The sequence below is a fragment of the Hyphomicrobiales bacterium genome (genome assembly GCA_039973685.1).
GTDB lineage: Bacteria > Pseudomonadota > Alphaproteobacteria > Rhizobiales > JACESI01 > JACESI01.
This window is the reverse complement of record JBDWKL010000012.1, coordinates 43,394-58,108: the sequence shown is the minus strand read 5'-3', so window position 1 is coordinate 58,108 and position 14,715 is coordinate 43,394. Positions and strand designations below refer to the sequence as shown.

18 protein-coding genes are annotated in these 14,715 nt (G+C 49.9%); 6 read left to right on the top strand and 12 right to left on the bottom strand.

All coding sequences use genetic code 11. The features are described 5' to 3' along the window. Window positions 1–58: 58 nt before the first annotated feature. A complete protein-coding gene (gene phnF, locus ABJO30_02795; protein MEP3231740.1) occupies window positions 59–802 on the top strand; it encodes a phosphonate metabolism transcriptional regulator PhnF in 744 nt (247 codons plus the stop codon). Between the two features lie 78 nt (window positions 803–880). Then, complete coding sequence (locus tag ABJO30_02790; GenBank protein MEP3231739.1) at window positions 881–1,156, top strand: DUF6460 domain-containing protein; 276 nt, start codon at window positions 881–883, stop codon at window positions 1,154–1,156. On the opposite strand, the gene ABJO30_02785 is transcribed toward ABJO30_02790, so the two are convergent. From ABJO30_02785 to ABJO30_02745, 9 genes are all read right to left on the bottom strand, one after another. Then, window positions 1,153–1,995, bottom strand: a complete 843-nt coding sequence (locus ABJO30_02785; protein MEP3231738.1) for a histone deacetylase — start codon at window positions 1,993–1,995, stop codon at window positions 1,153–1,155. The genes ABJO30_02790 and ABJO30_02785 overlap by 4 nt on opposite strands. A 70-nt stretch (window positions 1,996–2,065) precedes the next feature. After that, window positions 2,066–3,397, bottom strand: a complete 1,332-nt coding sequence (locus ABJO30_02780; GenBank protein MEP3231737.1) for a folylpolyglutamate synthase/dihydrofolate synthase family protein — start codon at window positions 3,395–3,397, stop codon at window positions 2,066–2,068. A gap of 35 nt (window positions 3,398–3,432) precedes the next feature. Beyond that, complete coding sequence (gene accD, locus ABJO30_02775) at window positions 3,433–4,377, bottom strand: acetyl-CoA carboxylase, carboxyltransferase subunit beta (protein MEP3231736.1); 945 nt, start codon at window positions 4,375–4,377, stop codon at window positions 3,433–3,435. A 16-nt stretch (window positions 4,378–4,393) separates the two neighbouring features. Continuing rightward, window positions 4,394–5,248 carry a tryptophan synthase subunit alpha gene (gene trpA, locus ABJO30_02770; protein MEP3231735.1) on the bottom strand — a complete coding sequence of 285 codons (855 nt, stop codon included), beginning with the start codon at window positions 5,246–5,248 and terminating at the stop codon, window positions 4,394–4,396. A 42-nt stretch (window positions 5,249–5,290) separates the two neighbouring features. Beyond that, complete coding sequence (arsC, locus tag ABJO30_02765; protein ID MEP3231734.1) at window positions 5,291–5,656, bottom strand: arsenate reductase (glutaredoxin); 366 nt, start codon at window positions 5,654–5,656, stop codon at window positions 5,291–5,293. A 22-nt stretch (window positions 5,657–5,678) separates the two neighbouring features. After that, window positions 5,679–5,924: a hypothetical protein gene (locus ABJO30_02760; protein ID MEP3231733.1), complete on the bottom strand. Its 246-nt coding sequence runs from the start codon at window positions 5,922–5,924 to the stop codon at window positions 5,679–5,681. Window positions 5,925–5,926: 2 nt separating this feature from the next. Continuing rightward, window positions 5,927–7,144 carry a tryptophan synthase subunit beta gene (gene trpB, locus ABJO30_02755; protein ID MEP3231732.1) on the bottom strand — a complete coding sequence of 406 codons (1,218 nt, stop codon included), beginning with the start codon at window positions 7,142–7,144 and terminating at the stop codon, window positions 5,927–5,929. 107 nt (window positions 7,145–7,251) lie between these two features. After that, window positions 7,252–7,896 (bottom strand): phosphoribosylanthranilate isomerase, encoded by a 645-nt coding sequence (locus ABJO30_02750; GenBank protein MEP3231731.1) that lies wholly within the window; start codon window positions 7,894–7,896, stop codon window positions 7,252–7,254. Beyond that, the gene (locus tag ABJO30_02745) at window positions 7,893–8,735 is read right to left on the bottom strand and encodes an NAD(P)-dependent oxidoreductase (GenBank protein MEP3231730.1); all 843 of its coding nucleotides are present in this window, start codon (window positions 8,733–8,735) and stop codon (window positions 7,893–7,895) included. The genes ABJO30_02750 and ABJO30_02745 overlap by 4 nt, the downstream gene beginning before the upstream one ends. Before the next feature lie 210 nt (window positions 8,736–8,945). Here ABJO30_02745 and queC point away from each other — a divergent pair, with 210 nt between their 5' ends. From queC to ABJO30_02725, 4 genes are read left to right on the top strand one after another with little or no spacing between them, the layout of a single operon-like run. After that, window positions 8,946–9,644: a 7-cyano-7-deazaguanine synthase QueC gene (gene queC, locus ABJO30_02740; protein ID MEP3231729.1), complete on the top strand. Its 699-nt coding sequence runs from the start codon at window positions 8,946–8,948 to the stop codon at window positions 9,642–9,644. 2 nt (window positions 9,645–9,646) lie between these two features. After that, a complete protein-coding gene (queD, locus tag ABJO30_02735) occupies window positions 9,647–10,006 on the top strand; it encodes a 6-carboxytetrahydropterin synthase QueD (GenBank protein MEP3231728.1) in 360 nt (119 codons plus the stop codon). Between the two features lie 2 nt (window positions 10,007–10,008). Next, window positions 10,009–10,716: a 7-carboxy-7-deazaguanine synthase QueE gene (gene queE, locus ABJO30_02730; GenBank protein ID MEP3231727.1), complete on the top strand. Its 708-nt coding sequence runs from the start codon at window positions 10,009–10,011 to the stop codon at window positions 10,714–10,716. A 40-nt stretch (window positions 10,717–10,756) separates the two neighbouring features. Continuing rightward, window positions 10,757–11,266, top strand: coding sequence for a carbon monoxide dehydrogenase subunit G (locus ABJO30_02725; GenBank protein MEP3231726.1), 510 nt, complete (start codon window positions 10,757–10,759; stop codon window positions 11,264–11,266). Between the two features lie 100 nt (window positions 11,267–11,366). Here the strand turns inward: ABJO30_02725 and ABJO30_02720 are convergent, their stop codons facing one another. The 3 genes from ABJO30_02720 to ABJO30_02710 are packed head-to-tail and all read right to left on the bottom strand — an operon-like array spanning window position 11,367 to window position 14,693. Next, window positions 11,367–13,001 carry an acyl-CoA synthetase gene (locus ABJO30_02720; GenBank protein ID MEP3231725.1) on the bottom strand — a complete coding sequence of 545 codons (1,635 nt, stop codon included), beginning with the start codon at window positions 12,999–13,001 and terminating at the stop codon, window positions 11,367–11,369. Next, window positions 13,001–13,801, bottom strand: a complete 801-nt coding sequence (locus ABJO30_02715; protein MEP3231724.1) for an enoyl-CoA hydratase — start codon at window positions 13,799–13,801, stop codon at window positions 13,001–13,003. The genes ABJO30_02720 and ABJO30_02715 overlap by 1 nt, the downstream gene beginning before the upstream one ends. A 7-nt stretch (window positions 13,802–13,808) precedes the next feature. Next, window positions 13,809–14,693 carry an MBL fold metallo-hydrolase gene (locus ABJO30_02710; protein MEP3231723.1) on the bottom strand — a complete coding sequence of 295 codons (885 nt, stop codon included), beginning with the start codon at window positions 14,691–14,693 and terminating at the stop codon, window positions 13,809–13,811. Window positions 14,694–14,715 lie beyond the last annotated feature (22 nt).

Below are 14,715 nucleotides of genomic sequence, written 5' to 3'. Positions count from 1 at the left end.
AAGCGGAGTATAGCCTAACGTTGGTTTCTGAGACTACGGTAATATTGAGTATTTCACTATGTTTGAGACCCATTCCATAGATATGGACCGTCGCACCGGCGTGGCTCTATGGAGGCAAATTGCAGATCGTCTTCGTGCAAGCCTCAGCAGTGATATCGTTGGAGACAACGGCAAGTTGCCTTCTGAAAAAGACTTGGCCCATCATTTCGGCGTTAACAGACACACGGTCCGCGCAGCTATCGCCGCCCTTTCCCAAGAAGGTCTTTTGCGTTCACGACAAGGGCAAGGCACCTTTGTTATTAATGAGTTCAATCAAACGCAAAACCAAAACGCAAAATCGATGCTCATGGGCAACCCGCTTGATCTTGTAAAGGGAAGCACCATTGAATTAGTCGCCACAGCACGTGAAGCAGCCTCTGCAGAGATTGCAGAAAAGCTTTTTGTTGCAGAAGGTGGCCGTGTGGTTCGCCTTGATACAGTAAGCTATCAAGATAAGAGATTATTATCGCGCTCAACCTGCTGGTTTGATGCTCTCCGCTTTGCGGATTTGGGAAAATTGATCCGTAAACATAAATGCCGCATTGAGGCGCTGAAAGACTGCGGCGTAAAAGCCTTCCAGCGTGGCGAAACATCGGTTCATGCACGTCTTGCAAACAATGATGACATGAGTGAGCTTGATCTTGGCCCCGGTACAATCGTGCTTGTCACTAAGGTACAAAATCTTGAGCAAGGCGGCAGCCCTTTCCATTATTCTGTCAGCAGAATTGCAATGGATCGATCCGAAGTGCGCCTGGACGGCTAACAGAATTCAACTTTCTGCTGTAAATTTGGATGTGAAACCCTTATCTAGAGGCTAGATACGGTTTAGGGAGCCTGAAACATGCCGACAATTACACGTCTCATTGGTGGATCGCCGCTTGAGGTCATTATTAAGCTGGTGATTTTGTCGTTTGTCGTCGGCATCATTTTGAGCGCTCTCAATATTGACCCCTTGGATATTGTATCCGGCATTCGAAACCTTTTCGTTCGTATTTATGAGCTTGGCTTTGAGAGCATCGAATGGGCAATCCGCTATTTGCTGCTGGGTGCAGCGGTAGTCGTGCCGATCTGGCTGGTTCTGCGCGTGCTTAAAGTGTTCGGCAAATCCCAAAACTAACCCGTCGCAATTTCGGTGCCGACGCGGTGAATAATGCTGTGGCGTTTTGCAAGCCGATCAATATCATTGAGATAACCGCCACCTAATACGCAGGCAACAGGAATGTTACGCTTTCGGCAGTGTGACAGGACGAAATGATCCCGTTGCCACAGACCTTCTTCTGACATCGCTAAACGACCAAGCTTGTCTCCTTCATGCGGATCAACCCCTGCGTTATAAAACACAAGGTCTGGCTTCCCGCGATCAAGCAAACGCGGCAAGACCTCATCTAGTTTTTGCAGATATGCTTCATCGCCCATTGCATCTGATAAAGCGATATCAAGGTCTGAAATCGCCTTTTCATGCGGGTAGTTTTTACGACCATGAAAGGACAGGGTGAAGACAGACGGATCACCTGCAAATATTTGTGCCGTGCCGTCACCTTGGTGCACATCAAGATCAACGATCAATATGCGCGAGGCCAGTCCCTCTTGCTGCATAACCTTGACTGCGACGGCTACATCATTGAACACGCAAAATCCTGCGCCTTGCTCAAACCTTGCGTGATGACTGCCGCCTGCTGTGTTGGCCGCCAGCCCATATTCAAGCGCCAAACGTGCCGTGAGCACCGATCCCCCGGTTGCACATTGCCCGCGCAAAGCGACGGATGCGTTCATCGGAAACCCAATTTCGCGCGCAACTTTATCTGAGACCGTTTCACTCAGTACTGCATCAACATAGTCGCTACTGTGGGCAAGTGTTAGCCATTCGCGGGGAGCTGGTTCAGGCTTGAAAGTGTTTTTCTCGGTCGCAATCCCATCTTCTTGCAAGACCTCCTGCAACCGCTGAAACTTATTCATGGGGAAGCGGTGCTTTGTTGGAATTGTCGCGTGATACGCGGGATGATGGATAATGGGCAACATCAGATGATCAATCCGCAGGTGTGCCGTTTCGCTCCAACACTTCGCCGACAAGATAAAGCGAGCCGCCGATTAAAATGCGAGGCGGGCGTTCATATTGCCAGTTTTCAGACAATTGCTCTAAGGCTGCTTCAACACTATCACTTGATTGGGCTGATACACCAGCCTCAATGGCAAAAGCGGCGAGGGCTTCTGGATCAATGGCGTTCTCGGTGTTGGCAAGTGGTACAGTAAAGCAATGGCGAACAAGGTCAGCAAACGGTTTGAAATAACCAACTGGTTCCTTGGTGTTGAGCATACCGGTGATCATGAATAAAGGACGTTCAACCCGCTCTTCTAAGTCAGCAAGCGCAGATGCCACCACTGATCCAGCCGCAGGGTTATGCCCGCCGTCAAGCCAGATTTCACTGCCCTCTAACGCGCGATCCACAACAGCGCCATCGCTCAATTTTTGAAGGCGACCTGCCCATTTAACATTCGCAAGGCCTGCTTCAATTTCTTTATCCGCAAGCGCAAACCCTGCCGCTTTAAGCGCTGTGATTGCCGTGCCCGCATTGATGATTTGGTGCTGTCCCATAAGGCGCGGCAGCGCGAGGTCCATCAGGCCTTCGTCATCTTGTAGAACAAGTCGACCGTTTTCTTCCCATACCATCCAGTCTTGGCCAGCCTGCTTCATGGTTGTGTGGGCGCGAGCTGCATGGAATTCTAAAACATCCGTAACAAGGTCATCAGACTGCGGGCCAACAACGGCGGGCGATCCTTTTTTGATAATGCCTGCTTTCGCCGCAGCGATCTTTTCGATTGTTCCGCCTAAAAAACCTTGATGATCAAGCGCAATCGGCGTGATCACACTCGCAAGGGGTGGATCAATAACATTGGTTGCGTCGAGTTCCCCGCCAAGCCCAACTTCCAGCAAGGTCACATCAGCTGGGTTGCTCGCAAACAGCACGAAAGTAACGGCGGTTAAAAGTTCAAAGACAGTAATATGTTCGCCATCATTAATCCGCTCAACCCGCAAAAGGGCCTGCGCGAAACGGTCATCATCCACAGTGGCGCTTTCACCCGGCGCTGTTGCCAAACGGAAGCGCTCGTTAAAGCGGATGAGATGGGGTGATGTGTGCGTATGAACGCGTTTGCCCGCGGCCTCTAGCATGGCCCGCATGAAGGCAATGGTCGAGCCTTTGCCATTGGTGCCTGCTACGTGGATGACGGGTGGAATATCAAGTTGCGGATTGCCAAGCCTATCAAGCAGCTTGCGCACCCGATCCAAGGCTAAATCATAGCCCGGTGGGAACGACATGGAGAGCCGCGCAATTATGTCTTCAGGAGCTTCATAAGGCATCGGCACACTTCCAAAAAGCGCGGTGAGGCTAACCGCTAGGTTGCGGCCTCTTCCTCACTTGCAATTTCTGGCTCTTCGCTTTCGTCAGCGCTTTCTTCTACTTCCTCAACAGCGACTTCTTCAAGAATTGGCCAAGGAAGGTGTGTAAGTGTTGCGCAAAGCTTTGCAATTGTTTCTGGCAAATCGTGGCGATGAACCACCATGTCCACCATGCCGTGCTCTTTTAGATATTCTGAGCGCTGGAAACCTTCAGGCAGCTTCTCGCGGATTGTTTGTTCAATCACGCGCGGACCTGCAAAACAAATTAATGCGTTTGGCTCTGCAATATGCACATCACCAAGCATAGCATAAGACGCGGTTACACCGCCCGTTGTTGGGTTGGTTAGCACCACAATATAAGGACAACCAGCATCACGAAGCGCTTGGACTGCAACGGTTGTGCGAGGCATTTGCATCAAGGATAAAATGCCCTCTTGCATACGAGCGCCACCAGATGCTGTGAAAATCACAAAAGAGACTTTGCGTTTTACCGCTTCCATCATCGCAATGATAATCGCTTCACCAGCGGCCATGCCAAGCGAGCCAAGCATGAAACCTGAATCTTGAACGGCTGCAACCATCGGCACGCCTTTAACAAGGCCGTGGCCGATCAAAATCGCGTCTTTGAGACCTGTCTTAGATTTTGCTTCTTTCAAACGGTCTGTATAGCGCTTGCTATCACGGAACTTGAGAGGATCAACGGCTACATCCGGCGTATCAATTTGTTCCCATTCGCCGTTATCAAAGAAGAAATCGAGCCGCTTGCGGCCTTCAATTTTCATGTGATAGCCAGAGCTTGGCACGACAAACTGGTTCTGCTCTAAATCGCGATGGAAAACCAATTCCCCGCTCTCAGGGTCTTTGATCCAAAGATTTTCAGGCGTTTCACGCTTGTTGAAAAAGCCCATGCCTGGGCGGACGACGTTTGTGATCCAGTTCAACGGTTTATCCTTTTAGTTACTCTGCTGCCTCAGCGCGGGCTGAGTGACAGCCTTTCGCAAGATCACTCACCAAATCTGTAACAGCCTTTACTGTCATGTCGGTGCCCTTGCCGTTTTCGTCAAGGCTTTCTTTTACAGCATTTACTAGCGCAGATCCAACAACTACGCCATCGGCATCTTGTCCTATGGTTGAGGCTTGCTCTGCCGTCTTAACGCCAAAGCCAACGGCAACTGGCAAATCTGTATGGCTTTTGATCCGGTTCACGGCGTCTGCAACACGACCTGTGTTTTGTAGTTCTGCGCCTGTGATACCTGTCATGGAGACGTAATACACGAAACCAGACGTGTTATTTAAAACGGTCGGCAAGCGCTTATCATCTGTTGTGGGCGTTGCAAGGCGGATGAAACTAACGCCTGCTTCCATAGCGGGAAGACAAAGTTCGTCATCAGCTTCTGGTGGCAAATCAACGATGATCAACCCATCAACACCTGCTTCTTTCGCTTCCTTGGCAAAAGCTGCAGAGCCACGGAAATAGATCGGGTTATAATAGCCCATCAAAACGATTGGCGTTTCGTTGTCGCCTTTACGGAAGGAGCGCACCATGTCCAGCACGTCATTCATGGTCATGCCAGATTTAAGGGCGCGCTGTGTCGCAAGCTGAATTGGAATGCCTTCTGCCATCGGGTCAGAAAACGGCATGCCAAGCTCGATCACATCAGCACCAGCCGCTGGCAGGGCATCAAGAATGGCTTGTCCGGTTGCTTTGTCGGGATCGCCGCCGGTAATAAAAGTCACGAGTGCAGGACGATTTTCCGCCGCACATTTTGCAAATCGTGCATCAATTCGGGTGACTGGGCGCTTGTTACTCATATTCAACCTATAGGGTTCGGCTTAGCCGTCTTTTTTCTGGGATCAACCGATATCTTTATTCGGCAAAATGTCCAGCACTTTCTCTTTTGGGCGGCATAAATCCGCGCCAATTGGTGTGATCACGATAGGTCGGTTCATGAGAATTGGATGTTCAATCATGAAGTCAATCAACTCATCATCGCTCCATTTATCATTGCCAAGATCGAGTTCTTCAAAAGGCGTGCCGTTTTTGCGTAAAACATCACGCACAGGCAAACCCGTCGCTTTGATGATTTCAACAAGCTCTCCGCGCGATGGCGGTGTTTTCAGATATTCAATCACTTCTGGCTCTTCACCCGTTTGGCGAATAATCTCAAGCGTGTTGCGAGATGTGCCACATTTTGGGTTGTGATAGATTTTGATGGTCATCAATAAAACTCCAAACGAACATTTAGCGTCGTGGTGGTGGCTGCATTGCCTCAATTGGGGTGCCACCATCTGATACTTCGCTGACGCTATCCATGAATTTCTTCATCTGTGTCAGCTCTAAGCGCATTTCTCTAATTTGCGGTGCGTGTTCATGAGTCATAAGGCGCAATTCATTCTCAACAGAATCCATGCGCGCTTCCAACTGGCCAATGTCATATTGCAACACGTCGAGGCGCTCTAAGATGGCATCAAGCTTGTCGTCGCTCACAATTAAAGCTCCACGCCGAGTGCTTTGCCAACGGTAAAGACATCTTTGTCACCACGGCCACAAAGGTTCATGACCAAGATTTGGTCTTTGTCCATTTTCGGGGCGCGTTTGATGACCTCAGCCAAAGCGTGGCTTGGTTCGAGTGCTGGGATAATGCCTTCTAAGCGCGTGCAAAGCTGGAATGCTTCCAAGGCTTCTGTATCTGTAATTGGCACATAGTTCACGCGGCCCGTATCACGCAAGAAAGAGTGTTCAGGACCAATACCTGGGTAATCGAGGCCCGCAGAAATCGAATGGCCTTCTTTAATCTGACCATCATCATCTTGCAGCAAATAAGTGCGGTTGCCGTGAAGCACACCCGGTTTGCCACCTGTAAGAGAGGCGCAGTGTTCTTCGGTATCAAGACCGTGGCCACCCGCTTCAACACCAATAATTTCGATGTTTTCATCATCGAGGAATGGATGGAACAAACCAATGGCGTTTGACCCGCCACCAATACATGCAATCAAAGTATCTGGCAGACGGCCTTCCGCTTCCATCATCTGTTCGCGAAGCTCATTGCCAATAACCGATTGGAAATCCCGCACAAGGGTCGGGTAAGGGTGTGGACCAGCGGCCGTGCCGATAATGTAGAAGGTGTCTTCGACGTTGGTCACCCAATCACGAAGCGCTTCATTCATGGCATCTTTCAAGGTGCCAGCACCAGCGGTTACCGGATTAACTTCAGCGCCCAAAAGCTTCATGCGGAATACATTGGGAGCCTGACGCTCAACGTCAGTCGCACCCATATAAACGTGGCAAGGATAGCCGAAGCGCGCGCAAACTGTGGCAGAGGCAACACCATGCTGACCCGCGCCTGTTTCTGCAATAATGCGGCTTTTACCCATGCGTTTTGCAAGCAGGATTTGGCCCAAACAATTGTTGATCTTGTGGCTGCCCGTATGGTTCAGCTCATCGCGCTTAAAGTAGATTTTAGCGCCACCCAAATGCTCCGTCATACGCTCCGCAAAATAAAGTGGGCTTGGACGGCCTGTATAATGCGTATTGAGATTTTTAAGCTCAGCAATAAAGGCTGGATCTTCTTTGGCTTCATCATAAGCTTTTTCAAGATCAAGGATCAGCGGCATCAGCGTTTCGGCGACAAACCGCCCGCCATAAATACCAAAATGGCCGCGCTCATCGGGGCCGGTACGGTATGAATTTGGTTTTTGCACATTCATGGGCGTGTACTCTTAAATAGTAGTGTTTCTTTTCACCTACATTGAATCTGGAGCGGGGTCCAGTTTTGTCACGCGGTGTGATGTCGCAGATAGATAAAAATCGACGTTTAGGCAGCCCGTGCATTCTCAATAAAGCGTTTAATCAACGCCACATCTTTAATGCCTGCGGCACTTTCGACACCTGATGAGACATCCATGCCAAAAGCACGGGTGGAACGCACAGCGTCTGCAACCGTCTCAACGCTTAATCCACCAGATAGCATAAACTCCAAATCGGCAGGCAGATGGTCCAAGATCGTCCAATCAAAAGCTGCTCCATTGCCACCGGGCAAAACCGCACCCTTCGGTGGCTTCGCATCAAGCAGCAAATAGTCAGCCACACCGTGATAAGGCGTGATCTTTTTAAGGTCTTCAATTGTTGAAACGCCGATAGCCTTCATAACTGGCCGCCCGTAACGGGTTTTCACCTCTGCAACACGCTCAGCGGGTTCCTTCCCGTGGAACTGCCAAATATCAGGGTTTACCTGCGCCATAATATCATCAAGCAATTGATCATCCGCATTGACTGACAAGGAGACGATTTTCGTTTTGCCTCGGGCTAAGTCAGCCAATGGCTTAGCATCCATCGGCCCCACATGGCGGGGGCTTGGCGGGAAAGTGACAAGACCAACCCAATCGGCACCTGCATCCATGGCAGCGTTTAGGGTCTCAACCGTTGAGAGACCGCAAATTTTGATGATGGTTTCGCTCATGTCTTCTTTGTGTCATCAATAATATTCATTGAAGCTTGGCCACTATTGCCAAGTTCAACGGAAGCAAACGGCCCGCCGTGGCACATGTGACCGACGTCTTGTGGGTCCATTTGTGGTTCTTCTGCCAGAACTTTTTCTGCAAATTTCTCTGCATTGTCTTTTGGTTGGTACCCAAGGAAATGTGCCTTGTGATTGTCCACTGGCGCGCGGTCATTATTCGACACACCATAGACCACGGAAAAGCCTGTGACCGGCGTATCAATTGAGCGCTGAACCAGTTGGATCAAATCGTCATAAGAAAGCCACGAGCCAAGCGCGCGGGCATTATTGACTTGCGCACAAGACAAAATACGCATGTGAACGCTTTCTAGGCCCCGTTTATCCCAGTACATGCTGCCGAGATCTTCAGCAAAGCATTTCGCTAGCCCGTAAAACGTATCAGGACGGTGCGCAACTTCTGTATCAATGCGCTGGTTTTTAGGGTGCATGCCAACAGCGTGGATGGAGCTTGCATAAACAACACGCCTTAGACCATGCCGGAAGGCTGCTTCCCAAATATTGTAAGCACCAATGAAATTTGGCCCTAGCAATTCTTCAAACGGCGCCTCATCCGCAATGGCGCCAAAATGCACCACCATATCAGCGCCCTCAAGCACTTTCATCATATCATCAAGTGATGAGAGGTCCCCTTGAATATAGGTTTCACCATCATAAAGCTTACCAATGTCATCAACCATATCGGTCGAGATCAGTTCATCTGCCATTTTGCTCAATGGTTCACGAAGATAAGAACCTAAGCGCCCTGCAGCACCGGTAAGAACTAGTTTTTTAAGTGCCATGATATTACTCCAAGTGCGGGCAGATCGCCGATGCATGAGACTGTTTCACTATTTCTCATAAACACCCAAAACAAAGAGCGCAACAAGGCCTTGCCATTAACGCTTACATCGTTTGCTTGCTATCCATATGGTTGATCTCGCGCCTACATTCGAGTATATCGCCGACACCGGTCGCAGCCTACCCGGTTTACAAAACAAGGACACTGGATAATGAAAACGAACGTCGTATGTTCCGGCGGGCTGGATTCCGTCTCGCTTGCCCACATGATTGCTGCACAGGGAAACCTGTCACGCTTGACCTCATTTAATTATGGGCAAAGGCATCAAAAAGAATTGGACTATGCTCAAGCTTGCGCAAAGCGCTTGGGTGTTCCTCATCACGTTATTGATATTGGCCCAGTCGGCGCATCCCTTTCTGGGTCCGCTTTAACAGACGATGTTGATGTGCCTGATGGGCACTATGCAGAAGACAGTATGAAGGTGACAGTGGTTCCAAACCGCAACGCCATTATGCTCACAATCGCGTATGGCATTTCAGCAGCAAATCAAGATGACGCCGTTGCAGCAGCCGTCCATGGTGGTGACCACTTCATCTACCCAGACTGTCGCCCAGCCTTCACAGAAGCTTTCGATGCCATGCAACGCCTTGCCCTAGACGGCTATGCCAACGTCGCGCTTCACACGCCTTTCGTGCACCGCTCTAAGGCAGACATTGTTGTTGAAGGGGCGAAAGTGAACACGCCATTTGAAGAGACGTGGTCTTGCTACAAAGGCGGCGCGCTTCATTGTGGACGTTGTGGCACTTGCGTTGAACGGCGTGAAGCCTTTCACCTTGCCAATGTCGAAGACCCAACGCGCTATGAAGATCCTGATTTTTGGCGTGAAGCCACCGACCGCAAGGAGGCTTGATGATGTTTCGCATCAAGAAAGAATTCCATTTCTCCGCTTCCCATCAGCTTTCTCACTTGGCAGCTGATCACCAGTGCGCGCGTATTCATGGTCATAACTATATTGTCGTCGTGGAGCTTTCAGCGGCTAACCTTGATGATGATGGCTTCGTGCGGGACTATCAAGAACTTAAGCCGCTTAAAAATTATCTCGACGAGGAATTCGACCACCGACATTTGAATGATGTGCTTGATGTTTACACAACAGCTGAAAACATCGCCAAGCACCTTTATGATTGGTGCAAGGCTAGGTGGCCTGAGACATCCTCAGTTGCCGTATCAGAAACGCCCAAGACGTGGGCTGAATACAAGCCGGTGGACTGATTATGGCTTTGCGCATTGCCGAAATATTTGGACCGACCATACAAGGCGAAGGCTCGCTAATTGGTGAGCCAACCGTTTTTGTGCGGGCAGGCGGGTGCGATTATCGGTGTAGCTGGTGCGATAGCTTGCATGCCGTGGATAGTGCGTTCCGTGCTGAGTGGACACCCATGACAAGCGAAGACGTATGGGCAGAGGTGAAACATCTTTCTGGTGACACACCGCTGGTTATTTCACTTTCTGGTGGCAATCCGGCCATTCAAGATTTTTCCGGCCTGATTGCCCTTGGAAAAGCTGAAGGTTATCGTTTCGCCTGCGAAACGCAAGGATCGGTTGCACGCGAATGGTTTGGCGATTTGGATACTTTGGTGCTTAGTCCAAAACCACCTTCTAGCGGCGAAACTGTTGATTGGGCTTTGTTTGAAGATTGCATATCGGCCGCAGCAAACGGTCCGAATATCGTCATGAAAATCGTAATTTTTGATGATGTTGATTATGCATGGGCAAAAGAGGCCGCGGACAAGTTTCCAGATCTGCCGCTCTATCTGCAACCGGGTAATTCACAGGTTGATCCAGAGATTCCAGTCGCATTGGAAGATGTGACAGAGCGTTTATTGTGGCTTGTTGAAAAAGCAACTGCGGATAAATGGTATCGTCCCCGTATGCTACCGCAATTACATGTGCTTTTATGGGGTAACAAACGCGGCGTATAGAGCTTTGCAAATCAGCCCACATGGCTGGCAGGAGAATATCATGGAACTTCAAGAAGAAATCTTTATCAACGCACCCCGCGATGTTGTTTATGCCGCACTCAATGATCCTGATATTTTGAAGCAATGCATCCCTGGTTGTCAGGAGCTCACCAAGCAGAGTGATACCGAGCTTGCGGCAAAAGTGACGTTGAAGGTTGGTCCGGTGAAAGCCAATTTTGCTGGTGATGTTACTCTCGACCCAAGCAATGCACCGGCTCATTTTTCCCTTAGCGGCGAAGGTAATGGCGGCGTGGCAGGCTTTGCAAAAGGCGGCGCGGATGTGGAGCTGATCGAACAAGACGGCGGTACCTTGCTCAAATATACAGCCAAGGCCGATGTCGGCGGCAAGCTTGCGCAATTGGGTAGCCGTTTGATTGTCAGCACATCCAAAAAGCTTGCTAAAAATTTCTTCGAAGAATTTAACGTGGTTTTGGTCGGTGAAGACGAGGAAGGCGACGGTGAAGTATCGGAAGAAAAGAAGGGCTTTTGGACGTCACTCGTTGGTCGCTAAAGCTAACGCGCTTTAGTCATCATTGTTGCGTTAATGAAAATGCCTTGCGCAGCCATTTTCAGCATAATCGTTGTTTTTAATATGAATGAAATTCGTTAATTCATCGCACGCTATCGCGCAGTTCATTCTTGCGCACTTTACCCGTTGTTGTTTTTGGCAACTCACCGAAGACAATTTTCTTAGGACGCTGAAAACTCGCCAAACCGTTGCGTGCATGGGCGAGCAACTCTTCTTCACTTGCCTCAGCCCCACTTGCCAGTTCCACAAAGGCGCACGGCACCTCGCCCCATTTTTCATCGGGCATGGCAACCACAGCAACAAGGCTGACGGCGGGGTGTGAATAGAGCGCTTTTTCAACTTCGATGGAGGATATATTTTCGCCGCCCGAAATGATGATGTCTTTGGCGCGGTCACGAATTTCAACGTAGCCATCTGGGTGCTGCACAGCAATGTCCCCAGACCAAAACCAGCCGTCTTTAAACGCCTTTTCGGTTTCTTCCGGTTGCTTCAAATAGCCCTTCATGACGATGTTTCCACGAAAGACGATTTCACCCAGGGTTTCACCGTCCCAAGGAACAGGCTTTCCCGTTTCGCGGTCTAGCACAAGCACATCTTCTTCAAGTTCATAAGCAACGCCTTGGCGAGCTTTTAATTGAGCCTGCTCTTCAAGCGAAAGGTCTGCCCAAGCTGGCTTTTCAGCGCATACAACAGCGGGACCATAAACTTCTGTTAGGCCATAAACATGGGTGACCGAGATACCCATTGCTTCCATGTCTTTAATGACAGAAGCAGGCGGTGGGGCCGCTGCCGTCATCATTTTGATCTTCTGCGTAAAGGCTCGCTTCTCTTCAGTAGGCGCGCCCGAAATCATCGACATGATGATCGGTGCCCCACATAGATGCGTAACGCCGTGATCTGCAAAGGCATTATAAATTGCATCAGCACGGGGCGCACGAAGAAACACATGCGTTCCTGCAAGCAGAGTTATCGTCCATGGAAAGCACCAGCCATTGCAATGAAACAAAGGCAGCGTCCATAAGTAGACTGGATGATGCGCCAACTCCCATGTCACCACATTGTTGACGGCATTGGTCCATGCGCCGCGATGGGAATAAACAACACCTTTCGGGCGACCTGTCGTGCCTGATGTATAGTTAAGCGCCAACGCGTCCCACTCATCATCTGGCAGTTTATAGCCCCAGTTAGGGTCGCCTTCACTAAGCAGCTCATCATAAGTGAGCGACCCAATGCGCGAGCCACCTGGCCCTTCGCTGTCTTCAATATCGACGATTAGAAGATCGCGGCCAGATTGCTCAACCGCTTCCTTGGCCATGGCTGAAAACTCCGTATCAACCAATACAACCTTTGCTTCACCGTGATCCAAAATATAAGCAATGGTGCTTGCATCAAGGCGGACATTGTTGGCGTTTAGCACGGCCCCAATCATTGGCAGCGCCAACGCACATTCAAGCGCTTCTGGGATATTAGGCGCGACTAAGGCCACTGTGTCGCCCTTGCCCACACCACGCTTGACGAGAGCCGATGCGAGCCTTTTACAGCGCTCAGCAACCTCGCCCCAGTTGCGGCGAATGGTACCATGTATTTGTGCGGGCAGTTCTGGGTGAACCCGTTCTACACGTTTGAGAATAGAGACTGGCGATAAGGCCGCGTGATTGGCTGTATTCTTTTCAAGCTCTGAGCCTTCGTACATGCTTGGCATTTCTAATTCGTCCATTATTCGCCGGTCCATTCTGGCATTGGTTCTTTGCGGGTGAAGGCACCAATTCCGGCCACTGTATCACGCGCCATCATGTTTTCGGCCATCACACGGCCTGCAAAATTATAAGCCTCCTCAAGCGACATTTCTGCCTGCTCATAAAAGGCGCGTTTCCCGATCTTAATGGCTGCGGGAGATTTATCCGCAATGATGCGGGCAATTTCCATAGAGGTGGCCTCCAGTTCATCAAGTGGGACGACACGATTGATCAATCCCATTTCAGCCACGCGGGCGGCGGGCAAGAAATCACCCATTAGTAACATTTCCATGGCCAGTTTTCGCGGAACATTTCGGCTGAGGGCAACCATTGGTGTCGAACAAAAAAGGCCGATGTTGACCCCCGATGTTGCAAATTTTGCCTCCTGTGATGCAACCGCCAAATCGCAGGACCCAACCAGCTGACAACCTGCCGCGGTAGCAATGCCCTTAACCTCCGCAATAACGGGTTGAGGCAAGCGAACAATCCGCAACATCATGGCCGAACAAGTGGCAAAGAGGTCTTGGAAATATTGAAACCCACCATCTTCATCTTCGCGGCGCGCCGACATTTCTTTGAGATTGTGACCGGCGCAGAAATGATTGCCAGTGGTACGCAAGATGACCGCTTTAACCGATCGATCTTCTGCAATTTTATCGAAGCTATCGGACAAGGCATGAAGCATGGCTTCAGACAAAGCGTTGATCGACTTGGGAGCATTCAACGATAAAATCGCAACCCCATCTTGATCATCGCGGATTAAAAGATCTTCGTTTTGCATCTGCCCCTCACAAGCCGTTGATCGGCACTTTTAGCATAGGTACACCATTTTCGTCGCTAGGGATTTCACCAGCGCGCATATTTACCTGAAGTGACGGTATAATCAATTTTGGCATCGCCAGTTGAGCATCGCGTTCCGTGCGAAATTTAATGAACTCATCGCGGGATTTATCACCACCCACATGAATGTTTTTTGCCCGTTGTTCGCGAATGGTTGTCTCCCACGCAATTGCCCTCCCGTTGGGGCCATAATCATGGCAGATAAATAGGCGGACTTCTTCGGGAAGTGATAACACCTTTTGAATTGAATCGTAGAGTTGCCCCGCATCACCACCTGGAAAGTCTGCCCGCGCAGAACCGCCATCCGGCATAAATAGCGTATCGCCCGCAAAAGCGGCATTGCCCAAAACGTGAACCGTGCAAGCAGGGGTGTGGCCCGGTGTTGCAATAACAAACCCCGTTATCTCGCCCACAGTGTAAGTATCACCTTCTTCAAACAGCGCATCAAACTGAGACCCATCACGTTGAAACTCTGTTCCTTCGTTGAAAATTTTGCCAAAGGTATCTTGTACTTCCTTAATGCCCGCCCCAACGCCAATTTTGCCACCTAGTTTTTCTTGAATATAGGGTGCAGCAGACAAATGATCTGCGTGGACATGAGTCTCGATAATCCATTCAAGGGTAAAGCCGCGTTCCTCAATGGCTGCGATTAAACGATCAGCGCTATCATAAGCGATCCGACCCGCTGCATAATCCATATCCAACACGCTATCAATAATCGCGCAGGCCTGTGTCGCAGGGTCTATGAGGATATAGGAAATCGTGTTGCTCGCGGGATCGAAAAAACCTTCAATTTCAGGTTCAACAGAGACATTCAACGTTGGAAATTCCATGCTATCTTCCTCAATAGTTCTT

What these genes read in the sequence shown, in the direction of transcription:
- phnF (MEP3231740.1), top strand. Translation starts at nt 59, where the DNA reads ATGTTTGAGACCCATTCCATAGATATGGACCGTCGCACCGGCGTGGCT.
- ABJO30_02790 (MEP3231739.1), top strand. Translation starts at nt 881, where the DNA reads ATGCCGACAATTACACGTCTCATTGGTGGATCGCCGCTTGAGGTCATT.
- ABJO30_02785 (MEP3231738.1), bottom strand. Translation starts at nt 1,995, where the DNA reads ATGAATAAGTTTCAGCGGTTGCAGGAGGTCTTGCAAGAAGATGGGATT.
- ABJO30_02780 (MEP3231737.1), bottom strand. Translation starts at nt 3,397, where the DNA reads ATGCCTTATGAAGCTCCTGAAGACATAATTGCGCGGCTCTCCATGTCG.
- trpA (MEP3231735.1), bottom strand. Translation starts at nt 5,248, where the DNA reads ATGAGTAACAAGCGCCCAGTCACCCGAATTGATGCACGATTTGCAAAA.
- arsC (MEP3231734.1), bottom strand. Translation starts at nt 5,656, where the DNA reads ATGACCATCAAAATCTATCACAACCCAAAATGTGGCACATCTCGCAAC.
- trpB (MEP3231732.1), bottom strand. Translation starts at nt 7,144, where the DNA reads ATGAATGTGCAAAAACCAAATTCATACCGTACCGGCCCCGATGAGCGC.
- ABJO30_02750 (MEP3231731.1), bottom strand. Translation starts at nt 7,896, where the DNA reads ATGAGCGAAACCATCATCAAAATTTGCGGTCTCTCAACGGTTGAGACC.
- ABJO30_02745 (MEP3231730.1), bottom strand. Translation starts at nt 8,735, where the DNA reads ATGGCACTTAAAAAACTAGTTCTTACCGGTGCTGCAGGGCGCTTAGGT.
- queC (MEP3231729.1), top strand. Translation starts at nt 8,946, where the DNA reads ATGAAAACGAACGTCGTATGTTCCGGCGGGCTGGATTCCGTCTCGCTT.
- queD (MEP3231728.1), top strand. Translation starts at nt 9,647, where the DNA reads ATGTTTCGCATCAAGAAAGAATTCCATTTCTCCGCTTCCCATCAGCTT.
- queE (MEP3231727.1), top strand. Translation starts at nt 10,009, where the DNA reads ATGGCTTTGCGCATTGCCGAAATATTTGGACCGACCATACAAGGCGAA.
- ABJO30_02725 (MEP3231726.1), top strand. Translation starts at nt 10,757, where the DNA reads ATGGAACTTCAAGAAGAAATCTTTATCAACGCACCCCGCGATGTTGTT.
- ABJO30_02720 (MEP3231725.1), bottom strand. Translation starts at nt 13,001, where the DNA reads ATGGACGAATTAGAAATGCCAAGCATGTACGAAGGCTCAGAGCTTGAA.
- ABJO30_02715 (MEP3231724.1), bottom strand. Translation starts at nt 13,801, where the DNA reads ATGCAAAACGAAGATCTTTTAATCCGCGATGATCAAGATGGGGTTGCG.
- ABJO30_02710 (MEP3231723.1), bottom strand. Translation starts at nt 14,693, where the DNA reads ATGGAATTTCCAACGTTGAATGTCTCTGTTGAACCTGAAATTGAAGGT.